The organism is Mesorhizobium sp. M1403 (genome assembly GCF_040317695.1).
In the GTDB taxonomy this organism is placed as follows: Bacteria; Pseudomonadota; Alphaproteobacteria; order Rhizobiales; family Rhizobiaceae; genus Mesorhizobium.
Genome location: NZ_JAMYKY010000012.1, coordinates 1 through 14,248, shown reverse-complemented (window position 1 = coordinate 14,248; position 14,248 = coordinate 1). Strand labels below are relative to the sequence as shown.

The 14,248-nt window shown below is 64.2% G+C and carries 12 protein-coding genes; 10 read left to right on the top strand and 2 right to left on the bottom strand.

Annotated elements, in window-relative coordinates; genetic code table 11:
* Positions 1–37: 37 nt before the first annotated feature.
* The gene (locus NKH01_RS19490) at positions 38–2,227 is read left to right on the top strand and encodes an anthranilate synthase (RefSeq protein ID WP_353021795.1); all 2,190 of its coding nucleotides are present in this window, start codon (positions 38–40) and stop codon (positions 2,225–2,227) included.
* 32 nt (positions 2,228–2,259) lie between these two features.
* Positions 2,260–3,189 (top strand): cation diffusion facilitator family transporter, encoded by a 930-nt coding sequence (locus NKH01_RS19485; protein WP_502897764.1) that lies wholly within the window; start codon positions 2,260–2,262, stop codon positions 3,187–3,189.
* 489 nt (positions 3,190–3,678) lie between these two features.
* On the opposite strand, the gene NKH01_RS19475 is transcribed toward NKH01_RS19485, so the two are convergent.
* A complete protein-coding gene (locus NKH01_RS19475) occupies positions 3,679–4,779 on the bottom strand; it encodes a hypothetical protein (RefSeq protein ID WP_353021793.1) in 1,101 nt (366 codons plus the stop codon).
* 102 nt (positions 4,780–4,881) lie between these two features.
* Here NKH01_RS19475 and NKH01_RS19470 point away from each other — a divergent pair, with 102 nt between their 5' ends.
* The 4 genes from NKH01_RS19470 (at position 4,882) to NKH01_RS19455 (ending at position 7,919) form a co-directional block, all read left to right on the top strand.
* Positions 4,882–5,334 (top strand): DsrE family protein, encoded by a 453-nt coding sequence (locus NKH01_RS19470; protein ID WP_023719252.1) that lies wholly within the window; start codon positions 4,882–4,884, stop codon positions 5,332–5,334.
* A 72-nt stretch (positions 5,335–5,406) separates the two neighbouring features.
* Positions 5,407–6,204 carry an SDR family NAD(P)-dependent oxidoreductase gene (locus NKH01_RS19465; protein WP_023719253.1) on the top strand — a complete coding sequence of 266 codons (798 nt, stop codon included), beginning with the start codon at positions 5,407–5,409 and terminating at the stop codon, positions 6,202–6,204.
* A gap of 49 nt (positions 6,205–6,253) precedes the next feature.
* Entirely contained in the window at positions 6,254–6,562 is a 309-nt protein-coding gene (locus NKH01_RS19460) for a putative quinol monooxygenase (protein WP_352494776.1), read from the top strand.
* A gap of 268 nt (positions 6,563–6,830) precedes the next feature.
* Positions 6,831–7,919, top strand: a complete 1,089-nt coding sequence (locus NKH01_RS19455; RefSeq protein ID WP_353021790.1) for an AbrB family transcriptional regulator — start codon at positions 6,831–6,833, stop codon at positions 7,917–7,919.
* Positions 7,920–7,938: 19 nt separating this feature from the next.
* Here the strand turns inward: NKH01_RS19455 and NKH01_RS19450 are convergent, their stop codons facing one another.
* Entirely contained in the window at positions 7,939–8,253 is a 315-nt protein-coding gene (locus tag NKH01_RS19450; RefSeq protein ID WP_352846535.1) for a nuclear transport factor 2 family protein, read from the bottom strand.
* 591 nt (positions 8,254–8,844) lie between these two features.
* Here NKH01_RS19450 and leuA point away from each other — a divergent pair.
* The 4 genes from leuA (at position 8,845) to NKH01_RS19430 (ending at position 14,194) form a co-directional block, all read left to right on the top strand.
* Positions 8,845–10,521 carry a 2-isopropylmalate synthase gene (leuA, locus tag NKH01_RS19445; RefSeq protein WP_352919018.1) on the top strand — a complete coding sequence of 559 codons (1,677 nt, stop codon included), beginning with the start codon at positions 8,845–8,847 and terminating at the stop codon, positions 10,519–10,521.
* Between the two features lie 142 nt (positions 10,522–10,663).
* Positions 10,664–12,454 (top strand): tetratricopeptide repeat protein, encoded by a 1,791-nt coding sequence (locus NKH01_RS19440; RefSeq protein WP_353021788.1) that lies wholly within the window; start codon positions 10,664–10,666, stop codon positions 12,452–12,454.
* Between the two features lie 185 nt (positions 12,455–12,639).
* Complete coding sequence (locus tag NKH01_RS19435) at positions 12,640–13,443, top strand: alpha/beta fold hydrolase (RefSeq protein WP_353021786.1); 804 nt, start codon at positions 12,640–12,642, stop codon at positions 13,441–13,443.
* Positions 13,444–13,576: 133 nt separating this feature from the next.
* Entirely contained in the window at positions 13,577–14,194 is a 618-nt protein-coding gene (locus tag NKH01_RS19430) for a hypothetical protein (RefSeq protein WP_352494772.1), read from the top strand.
* Positions 14,195–14,248 lie beyond the last annotated feature (54 nt).

Genomic DNA, 14,248 nt, shown 5'->3' with positions numbered 1-14,248 from the left:
CGGGTCCGTTGCCCCAAAGACGCTGATGGAGACGGCAATGACGACGAAAATTCTGGAGAATGGCGCCGAGCGCTTCGTCACCGCGGGTGGCGTGGCGATTACCCGCCAGCGCCATGACCGGTCATATGAGGGCGCGATCGACGGCTATGTCGATGGCCTGAATTCGCGCCGCGGCGCCGTGTTTTCCTCGAATTACGAATATCCCGGCCGTTATACGCGCTGGGATACCGCCATCATCGATCCGCCGCTGGTGATCTCGGCACGCGGCCGCGCCATGCGCATCGAGGCGCTGAACCGCCGTGGCGAGGTGCTTTTGCCGGTGATCGGTACGGTGCTTGCTGGCCTTGACGATGTCACGATCGCCGAGACGTCGAACAAACTCATCCGCCTCGAGGTCGCCAAGCCCGGCCGTGTCTTCACCGAAGAGGAACGCAGCCGCGTTCCCTCCGTGTTCACCGTGCTGCGCGCCATCACTGCTTTGTTCAAGACCGAGGAAGACGCCAATCTCGGCCTCTATGGCGCCTTCGGCTACGACCTCGCCTTCCAGTTCGATCCGGTCGACTACAAGCTCGAGCGCAAGCCAAGCCAGCGCGATCTCGTGCTGTTCCTGCCCGACGAGATCCTCGTCGTCGACCACTATTCCACCAAGGCCTGGACCGACCGCTACGACTATTCCGGCGACGGCTTTTCGACCGAAGGCCTGCCGCGCGACGAAATCGTCGAGCCGTTCAGGACCGCCGACCGGATCCCGCCGCGCGGCGACCACGAGCCCGGCGAATATGCCAAGCTGGTGCGCAAGGCGATGAAGAGCTTTGAGCGCGGCGACCTGTTCGAAGTGGTGCCGGGGCAGATGTTCTACGAACGCTGCGAAACCCAGCCCTCCGAGATTTCCCGCAAGCTGAAGAGCATCAATCCCTCGCCCTATTCCTTCTTCATCAATCTCGGCGAGGGCGAATATCTGATCGGCGCCTCGCCGGAAATGTTCGTTCGCGTCAACGGCCGCCGCGTCGAGACCTGCCCGATCTCCGGCACTATCAAGCGCGGCGACGATGCCATTTCCGATAGCGAGCAGATCCTCAAGCTGCTCAATTCCAAGAAGGACGAGTCCGAACTCACCATGTGCTCGGATGTCGACCGCAACGACAAGTCGAGGGTCTGCGAGCCGGGCTCGGTGCGCGTCATCGGCCGTCGCCAGATCGAGATGTATTCGCGCCTGATCCACACCGTCGACCACATTGAGGGACGGCTGCGCGAAGGCATGGACGCCTTCGACGCCTTCCTGTCGCATGCCTGGGCCGTCACCGTCACCGGCGCGCCGAAATTATGGGCCATGCGCTTCATCGAGCAGAACGAGAAGAGCCCGCGCGCCTGGTATGGCGGGGCGATCGGCATGGTCAATTTCAACGGTGACATGAACACCGGCCTGACGCTTCGCACCATCCGCATCAAGGACGGCATTGCCGAGGTGCGCGCCGGCGCCACGCTGCTCTTCGACAGCATACCCGAAGAAGAAGAAGCCGAAACCGAACTGAAGGCATCCGCCATGATCTCCGCCATCCGCGACGCCAAGTCAGGCAATGCCGCCAGCACCGAACGCAGCACCGCGCGGGTCGGCGATGGCGTCAACATCCTGCTGGTCGACCACGAGGACTCCTTCGTCCACACGCTGGCCAATTATTTCCGCCAGACCGGCGCCAATGTCTCGACGGTGCGCACGCCGGTGCCGGACGAGGTCTTCGACCGGCTGAAGCCCAACCTGGTCGTGCTGTCGCCCGGCCCCGGCACGCCGAAGGACTTCGACTGCGCCGCCACTATCAAGCGAGCCCGTGCGCGCGACCTGCCGATATTCGGCGTCTGCCTCGGGCTGCAGGCGTTGGCCGAGGCCTATGGCGGCGAATTGCGGCAATTGCACATCCCGATGCATGGCAAGCCGTCGCGCATCCGCGTGTCGAAGCCGGGCATCATCTTCTCCGGCCTGCCCAAGGAGGTGACGGTCGGCCGCTATCATTCGATCTTTGCCGATCCGGTGCGGCTGCCCGATGGTTTTGTCGTCACCGCCGAGACCGAGGACGGCATCATCATGGCCTTCGAGCACCGCAAGGAGCCGATCGCCGCTGTGCAGTTCCACCCGGAATCGATCATGACGCTCGGCCACAATGCCGGCATGCGCATCATCGAGAACATCGTCGCGCACCTGCCGCGCAAGGCCAAGGAAAAGGCGGCTTAATTCGAGGGCTCAGTGTTGGGATTTCTTCCCCAGTGACCGCGGCAGAAATCAAAGCAGCCGCCAGGCAGAAGGTCGCCAGCCTCGCTTTCTGGTCGATCGTCGTCGCCTTCGTCGTGCTCGGCCTCAAGCTGGTGGCCTGGTACGTCACCGGTTCGGTTGCGCTTTATTCGGACGCGCTGGAATCGATCGTCAACGTCATTGCCTCGGCCGCCGCCTATTGGGCGATCCAGGTCAGCTACAAGCCAGCCGACCAGGACCATCCGTTCGGCCACCACAAGGCCGAGTATTTCTCGGCCGTCCTGGAAGGCGTGCTGATCGTGCTTGCCGCCCTGCTGATCCTCAATGAGGTCTGGTGGTCGTGGCAGCATCCGGCCCCGCTCGAACAGCCATGGACCGGCCTTGCCGTCAACGGTGTCGCAACCGTCATCAACGCCGTCTGGGCCTTGACGCTGATCCGCACCGGACGGAGTGAAAAATCACCGGCGCTGGTTGCCGACGGCAGGCATATCATGACCGACGTAGCGACCTCGGTCGGTGTGTTCATCGGCCTGGTCGGCGCCGTGCTGACCGGCTGGCAGGTTCTCGATCCGGCTCTTGCGGTGATCGTGGCGCTGAACATCCTGTGGCAGGGCTGGCACGTCATCGGCTCGTCGATGAACGGGCTGATGGACCGCGCCGTCGACACCCAGGAACATATCCGTATCCGCGACATCATCTCTGCCAATTGCAAGGGCGCGCTCGAGGTCCACGACCTGAAGACGCGCATCGCCGGCCGCGCCACCTTCATCGAGTTCCATCTGGTCGTCGACGCCGACATGTCGGTCGGCGCCAGCCACGTCATCTGCGACCGCATCGAGGACGCACTGCAGGCAGAGATCCCTTCCGTCCGCGTCATCATCCATGTCGAGCCCGACGACGAAGCGAAACTGCCCAAGGGCACGACGGCCGTGCCGTTCGCGTGAAGCAATTCGCGCAGAAAAATCGCTCAGTCGTGATCCTTCGCGCCCCCCTCTGTCCTGCCGGACATCTCCCCCACAAGTGGGGAGATTGGCCGTCACCGCGGCTTTTGCCAATAGCCATAGTCGCAGGAGTGAGTGACGCGAGGAAGCTGCCGATCTCCCCCCAAGTGGGGGAGATGTCCGGCAGGACAGAGGGGGGCGCGAAGGATCGCTGTAGCCCTCATTCCGAGCCGCTGCGCGCCATGGATTCGAGGATCTGATCCGACGGACTTTCCAGAGCCGCCTCCGCGAAATCGTCATCAAGCGGACCGATCACTCTGTCCAGCCAAGCCCAATCCTGCGCAAGAGGCTCGATATGACGCTCTGGCCGTGGCGGCTGATGAAAACCTCTTTGGTGTCGAAACGGTACTCCTTTGGCAAGCACACCGCCTGCGAGCGGCCGGACCAAAACACCCTTGTCTTGCGCATGGCATCCACCTCCTCGTCACATGATCAAGGCCCGCAGGCGGCCTGCGGCATCGGCTCCAGCCGGTAGACCTTGTCGTCGGAGCTGGTGTCGCCTTCCGCCGCTTTCGAGCACAGATCGATGATCGGCAGGCCGCTGTTTGGGTTGGCCAGCATCATCGTGCCGTTGGCGCCGCGGCGGAGGAAAATCTCCTTTTGCGCGATATCGCAGGGGGCACCACCCGTCTTCGCGCTCGCCGCGCAGCGCCACTGGTCGCCCTCGCCCTGGCAGTTATAGACCTGCGTGACCTTGGCCGATTTCTGCCGTGTGGTGACCGAAACGGCGATATCGGCGCCGCTTGGCCAATTGGCCGGATCGCCAGCCCCGGCGAAAGACGCCAGCTCGACCGGTCCGCGATAAACCCGGATCGTCTGCGTCAGCTGATCGGGATGCGAGCCGAGATGCGCGGCATCGTAGTCGCGCCCGTAGCAGAAGGCCTGGTCCGGCTTCAGTCGCTCGCGCAATGGCGGGCCAAGGGCCGGGTCGATCGGGTCGATGCGGGCGAACTCCGCCTTGCAGGTCGCGGCCGGCATCGGGTCGAGCTTGAAGCCGTTGTCGTCCTTGCCCAACGCCTGCCTTTCGTACTCCGCCTTGCCGAGCTCGTCTTCCGATCCGGCGTCGAGATAGAGATCGGGCTGCACGTCCGAGACGATCAGCCGGCCCTTGTCGTCGACCTTCAGCGAAGCCATGGTGCGATCGCAGTCCATGCCGCAACGGATCGGACCGGTTTTGCCGTCCTCCGATTCATGGCTGCACCAACCGCCGAGCCATTCCAGCGCCTTGGCGCCGCGTACCGTCGTCGCCATGAAGCCATTGTAGGAGGAATCGATGCCGGTGCTTGGCTCCTCGTTTGGCCGGCTGACCGGATCGCGGCCGTAATAGAAGAAGATGCGCGCCACCTTCTGGTGCGGATGCGACTTGAGATGCACGGCGTCGTAGACGCGCCCGAAACAGGCGTCCTTGCCGTCGGGGCTGAGCTCGGTGAGTTTGAGCGTGTCATCGGCGAAAGCAGCGCCGACGACGGCGGCAAGCAAGGCAAACCCAAGCCCGGCGCCCACAATGGTCCCCATTATGGTCCTCGACGTCATGCTACCCCTCCATTGCCCCGACAAGACGTGGCTTCAATTTATGCTAGGATCGAGGCCGAGGCCACGCAATTTGCGCGGGCCGGCTAAATGGGAGATGAAGCCATGCGACGCCGCGATATTTTCCGCGTCGGTCTTGCCGGGGCCGCCGGGCTTTTCGGGCTGCGCCCCACCAAGGCGGCAGCCATTGAAGTCAAGCCCGTCGAAGAGGAAAGGCAAAAGGTCGCCTATCACCTCAGCGATCTCGACAAGGTCAATTTCGTGCTCGGCAACATCAAGAATCACTTCGAAGGCACCGACGGCAAGGTCGACATCGCGCTTGTCGTGCACGGCCCAGCACTTGCCGCCTTCAAGTCGAAGGGCATATCCGCCGCCATTTCCGGGCGTTTCGCCGGCCTTGTCCAGGATGGGCTCAGCCCGCACGCTTGCGCCAACACCATGCACGGCATGGATATCGGCCTGGCCGACCTGCTCGACGGCTTCCATGCCGCCGACAGAGGCGGTGTCGTCAAGCTCGCCGAATTGCAGCGCCAGGGCTACGCCTATCTCAGGCCATAGGCTTTTACGGACTTGAACGCGAGGACTGGGAGGGCCTACGAAGAGCAGGCCGAGTCCCCCGGAGGAATAGACGTGCCAGCCACCACCACCCTTGTCAGCCCCTCTCTGGTCATCCCCGACCTTGCCGGAAAGGCGGTGCTGGTCACCGGCGCCTCGACCGGCATCGGCGCGGCGCTTGCACTTGCCTATGCCGCGCAGAAATGCCGCGTCGCACTGCACTACAATTCGAGCCGGGTGGCTGCCGAAAACCTGGCGGCGACCATTCGCAACGGCGGCGGCGACGTGTTCCTGACCCAGGGCGATTTCTCGATCCCCGCCGATGTCGAGCGTGTCGTCGAGGACAGTGCGCAACATTTCGGCCGGCTCGACGGCCTCGTCAACAATGCCGGCGGCATGCTCGGCCGCGTGCCGTATGCCGAGCAGACCGAGGCGCATTACGACGCGGTGATGGACCTCAACGCCCGTTCGGTGCTGACAGCTTCGCGCAAGGCGATCCCATGGCTGAAGCGGCAGGGCGGCTTCATCGTCAACACCTCGTCGATCGCCGCGCGCAACGGCGCCGGTGGCGGCGCCGGCCTTTACGGCTCCGCCAAGGCCTTCGTCTCCAACGTCACGCGCGGCATGGCCAAGGAGCTGATCGGTTTCAACATCCGCGTCAACGCGGTGGCGCCCGGCACGATCGCGACACCTTTCCACGAGCGCTACTCGACCGACGACCAGATGAAAGGCATGATCGCCACCATCCCACAGGGCCGCGCCGGCACCGCCGAGGACTGCGTTGGCGCCTATCTGTTCCTCTCCTCCGATCTGTTGAGCGGCTACATCACCGGCCAGGTGATCGAGGTGAATGGCGGCCAGTTGATGCCGTAGACGGCGAACTGCATACTCCTGGTTGCGTAATCTCAACGGAGCAAAGCGAATGTACGGACTGATCGGCAAGATGCGGGCGACGCGCGGCCAGCGCGACGCGGTCATGGAGGTCCTGCTCGCCAGCACCGGCGCCATGCCCGGCTGCCTGAACTACATCATCGCCACCGACCCGGCCGACGCCGACGCGATCTGGGTGACCGAAGTGTGGACCGACGCCGAAAGCCACAAGGCTTCGCTGCAGCTGCCCGAAGTCCAGGCGGCAATCGCCAAGGCACGGCCGATCATCGCCGGGTTCGAGTTCCAGGTGGAGACGCGTCCGGTTGGTGGGTTTGGGTTGCCGGCGGTGAAGGCGGGATAGAGGAGAGGCCGGCGGGACAGCGCCCCCCTCTGGCCTGCCGGCCATCTCCCCCTCAAGTGGGGAGATTGGCAGCTTCGCCGACAGCTCTCTTTTTGGAGATTGGCGAAGGCCGACGTGACATCCAATCTCCCCACTAGAGGGGGAGATGTCCGGCAGGACAGAGGGGGGCGCGAAGGATCGCTACGGATGGCTGGTGCCATTACCACCCAAGCCCTTTTCCCCCGCAAAAAGGTTCGCATTTTTCCGCGACCGGTCTAAGAGCCGATCTATGGATTCTTCCCCGAACCCGCCGGCCGTCGAGCACCTGGGGCGGATCCACAAGGGCTGGCAGTGGCCGGTCCTGGTGGTGGTCTCGGTGCTGTTTGCCGGCGCGCTGGAACTCGCCGCCCTTCCCGCAGCGCTCTTGATCGGGCCGATGCTGGCGGCCATCGTCGCCGGCACCAACGGCGCCACGGTGCGCGTGCCGCGGGTTCTGTTCGGCTCAGCCCAGGCGGTCGTCGGCTGCCTGGTCGCCAGTTCCATCTCGGCCGATATCTTTCCCGTCTTCTACAAGGAATGGCCGCTATTCCTCGGCGTCGTGATGGCGACGGTCGCGGCATCCAGCCTGCTTGGCTGGCTGATCAGCCGCTGGCGCATCCTGCCCGGCACCACCGCCGTCTGGGGTTCGTCGCCGGGCGCCGCCACCGCCATGGTGCTGATGGCCGGTGCCTTCGGCGCCGACCAGCGCCTCGTCGCCTTCATGCTCTATCTGCGCGTCATCTGCGTCTCGATGACGGCAGCCCTGGTGGCCAAGCTTTGGGTCGACACCTCAGGCATCGAGGTGCCGGCCATCGTCTGGTTCCCGCCGGTCGACCCGCAAGGCTTGGCCGCGACGTTCGGCGTGGCGCTGGTCGGCGGCCTCGCCGGAAAGCTTTTCCGGCTGCCGTCGCCGTTCTTCCTCGGCACCTTCATTTTCGGCACCGTGATCCATCTCGGGCTCGGCGTGACCATGCAGCTGCCGCCCTGGCTGCTCGCCTTGAGCTATACGATGATCGGCTGGAGCATCGGCCTGAATTTCACCAGGGCCATCTTGCGCCACGCGGCCCGCGCGCTGCCGCAGATCGTCGGCTCGATCATTGCCCTGATCGTCTTTTGCGGCGGCCTCGCCTTCCTGATCAGCCGCCTGCTCGGCATCGATCCGCTGACCGCCTATCTGGCGACCAGCCCCGGCGGCATGGACAGCGTCGCCATCATCGCCGCCGCCGCGCAGCATGTCGACATCTCCTTCGTCATGGCGCTGCAATCGGCACGCTTCCTGATCGTGCTTCTGGTCGGCCCAAGCGTGGCGCGGCTGGTGGCGAGAAGCCTGCGGGAGTAAAGACCAGCCGGGCAGTGCGTCAGCTGATCACCAGGCCCGATATACGCTCGCCGTCCAGCGTGAAGACCATATCGCCGTCGCCGTTGAAACCGTTGCCTTCGACGGCGATGCGAACGCGGCAGGTGCCGTCCTTCGCTGCGATGCCGAGGATGCGGAGCCTGGATTGCACGCCGATATTGTCCGACTGGTTCCAGCGCGCAATCTGCTCGCGGCCCTTGAACGACCGGCCCCAGTCGCTCAGGAAGGCGTCGGGCGTGAAACTGTCCAGGAAGGCTTCGCTATCGCCGGCATTGGTGGCTTCGACAAAGCGGCGGATCGGATCGGGTGTGGTCATGTTTCCTCCTGGGAGGTGCCGGAAATAAAAAACCCGCCTCGACGGCGGGTCCTCGGCGCCAATCAGCACCATACCCAGATTAGTAGCATAGCTGCCGGCACAAAGCAAGAACAAAGTTGCCCCACCCTCAACTTTGAATGTTGGCGAAAACCAAGGCGACATCCAATCTCCCCCTTGCGGGGGGAGATCGGCAGCTTCTGCGACGGCGAGGCTCCCACTTGCCTCGCTTTGCCCGCTCCTGTATGAAATCCGCCATGAGCCCGCGCGCCACCTCTTTTGCGTCCCGCCCGACCGGCATTGCCGGCCAGACCGTTCGCGCGCTTGCCTCCACCCTGCTGCTTCTCGGCCTTATCGGCGATCGCCGGGTTCGCTGAAGGAGCGCCCGGCGGTCGAATTGCCGCTCACGCGCACGCTCCTTGGCCAGTCACAAATTGGCACGTCACATCAAGCGAACGAAATTCTGGTAAAGGCGCCGCTCGCCACCAATCCGCCTGAAGCTGGATCCGCGAGCCGCCGGGAGAAACGACGATGAACGCACGAGAAGATATCCGCCTGAATGTAGAGGAAATCAGCAAGCCTGCGGTAAAGGGCATGCCGGACGCCGCCCGCAAATACCAGCCCTATCCGACCGTCGGCCTTGCCGATCGCACCTGGCCTTCGAGAGTGATCGACAAGGCGCCGATCTGGTGCTCGGTCGACCTGCGCGACGGCAACCAGGCGCTGATCGATCCGATGGGCCAGGAACGCAAGGCGCGCATGTTCGCCCTGCTGCTCGACATGGGCTTCAAGGAGATCGAGATCGGCTTCCCGTCGGCCTCGCAGACCGACTTCGATTTCGCCCGCTGGTGCATCGAACAAGGCAACGTGCCCGCCGACGTCTCGCTGCAGGTGCTGGTACAGTGCCGGCCGGAACTGATAACCCGCACTTTCGAGGCGCTCAAGGGTGCCACCAACCCGATCGTCCATTTCTACAACTCGACCAGCGAGCTGCAGCGCCGCGTCGTCTTCGAGAAGGACGTCGCCGGCATCAAGCGCATCGCTACCGATGCGGCCAAGATGATCACCGACATGGCGGCGAAGGCCGGCGGCGGCTACCGTTTCGAATATTCGCCGGAGAGCTTTACCGGCACCGAGCTCGACGTGGCGCTGGAGATCTGCAACGCCGTCACCGAGATCGTCACGCCGACGGCTGAAAACAAGCTGATCATCAACCTGCCCTCCACGGTCGAGATGTCGACGCCCAACATCTATGCCGACCGCATCGAATGGATGTGCCGCAATCTCGACAACCGCGAGAACCTGTTGATCTCGCTGCATCCGCACAACGACCGCGGCACCGGCATCGCCACCACCGAACTCGGCCTGATGGCGGGCGCCGACCGCGTCGAAGGCACGCTGTTCGGCAATGGCGAGCGCACCGGCAATGTCGACATCGTCACGCTGGCGCTCAACATGTACACGCAAGGCGTCGATCCCGGGCTCGACTGCTCCGACATCAACCGCATGAAGGACGTCTACGAATACTCCAACCAGCTGAAGATCCCCGAGCGCCATCCCTATGTTGGCGAGCTCGTCTACACCGCCTTTTCCGGCTCGCACCAGGACGCCATCAACAAGGGCATGAAGGCGCTGCGCAAGGCCAACACGCCGCACTGGGAGGTGCCCTACCTGCCGATCGACCCGGCCGATGTCGGCCGCAGCTACGAAGCCATCATCCGCATCAACTCGCAGTCCGGCAAGGGCGGCATCGCCTATGTGCTGCATGCGGATTACGGCCTCAACCTGCCGCGCAACCTGCAGATCGAGTTCAGCCAGGCCATCCAGGCGATCACCGACGCCGAAGGCAAGGAGGTGCCGGCCAAGCGCATCTACGAGCGCTTTCTCGACACCTATGTCGACCAGCCCGGCGCGCGGCTGAAGTTCCTCGACCACCACACCTACCCCGACACCGAGGTCAAGGGCCGGCGCGTGGTCGAAGCGGTGATCCTCGACGGGGGCAAGGAGGTGACCATATCCGGCACCGGTACTGGCCCGATCGACGGCTTCGTCGATGCGCTGTCGCGCCACGTCGGGGTGCCGATGTCGGTGCTCGATTATTCCGAGCATTCCATGCAGCGCGGCTCGAATGCCTCGGCCATTTCCTATGTCGAGATGGAACATCCGGGCGGCAAGCTGTTCGGCGCCGGCATCAACACCAATATCGTCGCCGCCTCGCTCGAAGCCGTGGTTTCGGCCGCCAACCGCATCGTCGGCCGGAAGGGCGGCTAGCCGAAACTGCCAGGCCCGCGCCATCAGCCACCGGATATTTATCCGGTGGGTACGCTATCGCACCATAAGCACATGCTTGTAAGGCGGCGCCAGCGCTATATGATCGTACCTCAACCTGTGCCGAATTCGAAGGGATCGACACTTGCAGCATACCACGCCTGCCGCCCCCGCAGTGCGCGAAACGTTGGAGCGATTGCTGGCCAGCGAAACGTTCGGACGATCCGAGCGCGCGCGCAAGCTGCTCCGCTACCTGGTCGAGCGCGAGCAGGCAGGCGAAGCCGACCGGCTCAAGGGCTTCTCCATAGCGATGGACGTTTTTGGCAAGGACGGCGATTTCGATCCGTCGACCGATGCGGTGGTGCGGGTGCAGGCCGGCAGGCTGCGCGAGCTTCTACAGCAGTACTTCGCCAACGAGGGCGTTGCCGAACCGGTCCGCATCGCCATTCCGCGCGGCGGCTATGTTCCATCCTACGAACTCAATGCCATTCGCTTGCCGGCGGAGGCCGAGGCAGAGAGCAAGCCGCAGCCGGCGACAGAGGACGCGGCGACGAGCGCCCCTCCCGGACCGCTGGAGGATGCCCGCAACCGGGCACATCCGGCTGCGTTGCTGAGCGTTCCAGCGCTCACCCCCGCCGCACCGTCACTGCAGCGCCATTTGCAGTTCTTCTGGCTGGCGATCGCGCTGGTCATCCTCATGCTGGGTGTGCTGATCCTTCGCCAGGGCAGCGTGGTATTGCTGACCGGCGGCGACACGGCGGTCGAGACCGCGGTGGCGACCGGCAGCATAGCGGCCCCTCCAGTTGAAAACCTCCCCCAAATCTACATCGCCATCAAGGCCGACAGCGACCTGGCTCGCCGCATTGCCGCATCGCTGCGCGCCGGCCTTAGCGGCTTCGATACCATCAACTTCATCGGTCGTGATGCCGACAGCCCGCCCGATCCACTTACCGACGCCGCCAGCTTCGTGTTCGATGTCCTGCCCGGGCCGCGCAGCGGCGACACTATGCTCGAGCTGCAGAGCGTGGCGACCGGCCGCGTGCTGCTGTCACGCAACCTGACCGCCGGCGACAGCGCAAACACCGCTATCGAGGACCAAATCTCCGGCATTTTGAGCTCGGCTCTTCCCGCCTCGGGCACGATCTACAATTACATCGAGCAGAGCGGCATCCAGACCGGGCTGACGGCGTGTCTGGTGCTCAACGGCAAATATTATCTCGACCAGAACGCGCAGACGCACGAAGCCGCCTACCGCTGCCTCGAAGATCTTGCCAACCGGGAGGCGAAGTCGTCGCTCGTCTATTCGGAACTCGCGTCCTTGCATCTGGAGGCGGTCACCGACCATTACCCCTACCCCGCCGACGCGACGATGGAAAAGGCGATGATGTTTGCCCATCGCGCCATCCAGATGGGCCCCACCAGCCCCTATGCGCACCGCGCCCTTGGTTATCTCAATTCGCGCATCGGCAATTCCGAGGAATCGATCCGCTGGATGCGCAAGGCCTACGAACTCAATCCTTACGATCTCGCAATGGCCGCCGCCTATGGCTACGGGCTCGTTTTCGCCGGCAGGTACAGCGAGGGCACCCCGATCCTTGCTCACGCGGTGGATATCGCCAGCGCCCATCCGACATGGTGGGATTACGGGCTGTTCGCAGGAGAGTTCATGATGGGCGACATGAACAAGGCGACGCTTGCCAGCGACGGCTTGCGAACGACGGAAATGAAATCGCATTATCTGGCGGCGCGGCTGATCGGTGCCAACGCTGCCGGCCGCGAAAAGCTGGCAAGCAGGCTGCTGCAGGAATTGACCACAAAATTCCCGAAATTCGCAGCCGATCCGCGTGCAACGTTCGTCGAGCGCAGATATCCCGCCGATCTGACCAACCGACTGGTAGAGGCCCTGCGCGCCGCCGGGCTTGGCGGTGCCAGCTGACGTCTTCCGGCGCGCGAACGACGTCAGCTGATCGCGAAAATTTTACTGGCCATCCGCACGGCCAAAGCGCAATTCAGACACGATTGAACCGCCCCAAACCCATCGCGGCATAAAGACCAATCGCGGCACAAAGACTGATCCCCCCGGCATCCGGACTGATCCCGGCACAAACCCATTAAGTTTGCATGACCCGATCCCTTTACGCTGCCGAACGGGGCACCGGCCCGACGACGATTGTCTTCCTGCATGGCTTCGGTGGCTGCCACGACGACTGGCGCGATGTGGTCGCGCCTCTGGCTCCGGGCGCGCGGACCTTGGCCTATGATCTGCCGGGTCATGGCTTGTCGTTCGATTTTCCGGGCGGCGGTCCGGCCAGGATCGCAGCCAGTGCCGTCCTTGCGGACCTTTCCGCACGCGGGATAAAGCGGGCCCATCTCGTCGGCCATTCGATGGGCGGCGCCGTGGCCGCCCTGATGGCATTGAGCGAGCCCGAAAGAATGGCTTCGCTGACGCTGCTGGCACCGGGCGGTCTTGGTCCTGAGATTAATGGCCCGCTGCTGCGCCGCTACGCCGCCGCTGCCGGCACCGACGAAATCCGCGCCTGCCTTGCCGCCATGTCGGGACCGCAAAGCCAGCCCCCGCAGCACCGGGTCGATCTCCTCAACGAGATGCGCCAGCGTCCCGGCCAGTTGGGGACATTTGTCGAGCTCGCAGCCGCCATGACCAGGGATGATCGGCAAGGTGTCATCCCGAGCGAGCGGCTTGAAACGCTGAACATGCCGGTGATGGTGGTTTGGGGGACGGACGACGCGGTGCTGCCCGTCAGCCAAGCGGACGGCCTGCCGAAGCGTTTTCATCTGCACCACGTGCTGGAAGCCGGCCACATGCTGGTCGAGGAAGCGCCCGGCCTGGTCGTCGAGGCCGTCCGTCGCAATATGAGGCGCCGCGGCAGGCGGCTTCGTCCGGGATTCGCTGCTGCGGCGAGCTGATCGGTCTTCGCACAGGCACCGCGGCGGCGCTGGTGCTGCTCCAGCGAACCCTTGCCCACCCATCGATCTCGCAAGTGCATTTTGCCGGCGGCTGTGTTAATTCGGTGTTAACCAAACCCGCGAGGCAACGCCGATGAAGGATGCAGGCGAGAACATCACCCAGATCGATCAGTCGCGAAAACTGTCCGATGCCATTCGCGACGTCAAGAACGCCTTCGCCGACCGCGACGACGTCGTCGTCGACATGCGCGAGGCGCATCGTATGCGGCTCGATCTGCTTGCCGCCGAACTCGCGCCGGTGTTCGGCGACGTACCCACCGACATGGACAGTTTCGACTTCGCCGTCTCGTCCGGCCTGCAGCCAAGGCTGTGGATCGACGCCGTCAGCCATGTCGCCATGGGACGCGACCGCCGCACCTACCGCTTTCTCAAGGACACGCGCATCGGCCGCGTCGTGCTCGCCGAGTCGACCGAGATGAAGGTCGTTGCCGATCAGGTGACGCGCTATGTCGCCGAGCGCGTCGTCGAACGCCAGAGGATGATGGAAGGCGGCATCGAGCAGGCCGTCGCCGGCCTGAAACGCGCCCTGGTGGCGGAGGCCGAGCCGCCGCTGCATGTCCCTGCGCGCAGCAACGGCTGGTCGGCCTTCTTCTCGGGCCTGGGCCTGATCGCCGCCGGCGCCCTGGTCGGCCTGGCGATTTCGCTCGTGCTGTTCTGGGACCGCATCGTCGCAATGAAAATCAGCTTCTAGAGCCGTTACGCGTTGGACCGGCCCCCTGGGCGGCACCGGTCTCGTAGTCACATA

Coding starts and splice junctions, on each gene's coding strand:
- NKH01_RS19460 (WP_352494776.1), top strand. CDS start 6,254: ATGTACGGACTGATCGGCAAGATGCGGGCGACGCGCGGCCAGCGCGAC.
- NKH01_RS19455 (WP_353021790.1), top strand. CDS start 6,831: ATGGATTCTTCCCCGAACCCGCCGGCCGTCGAGCACCTGGGGCGGATC.
- NKH01_RS19475 (WP_353021793.1), bottom strand. CDS start 4,779: ATGACGTCGAGGACCATAATGGGGACCATTGTGGGCGCCGGGCTTGGG.
- NKH01_RS19490 (WP_353021795.1), top strand. CDS start 38: ATGACGACGAAAATTCTGGAGAATGGCGCCGAGCGCTTCGTCACCGCG.
- NKH01_RS19430 (WP_352494772.1), top strand. CDS start 13,577: ATGAAGGATGCAGGCGAGAACATCACCCAGATCGATCAGTCGCGAAAA.
- NKH01_RS19435 (WP_353021786.1), top strand. CDS start 12,640: ATGACCCGATCCCTTTACGCTGCCGAACGGGGCACCGGCCCGACGACG.
- leuA (WP_352919018.1), top strand. CDS start 8,845: ATGCCGGACGCCGCCCGCAAATACCAGCCCTATCCGACCGTCGGCCTT.
- NKH01_RS19450 (WP_352846535.1), bottom strand. CDS start 8,253: ATGACCACACCCGATCCGATCCGCCGCTTTGTCGAAGCCACCAATGCC.
- NKH01_RS19470 (WP_023719252.1), top strand. CDS start 4,882: ATGCGACGCCGCGATATTTTCCGCGTCGGTCTTGCCGGGGCCGCCGGG.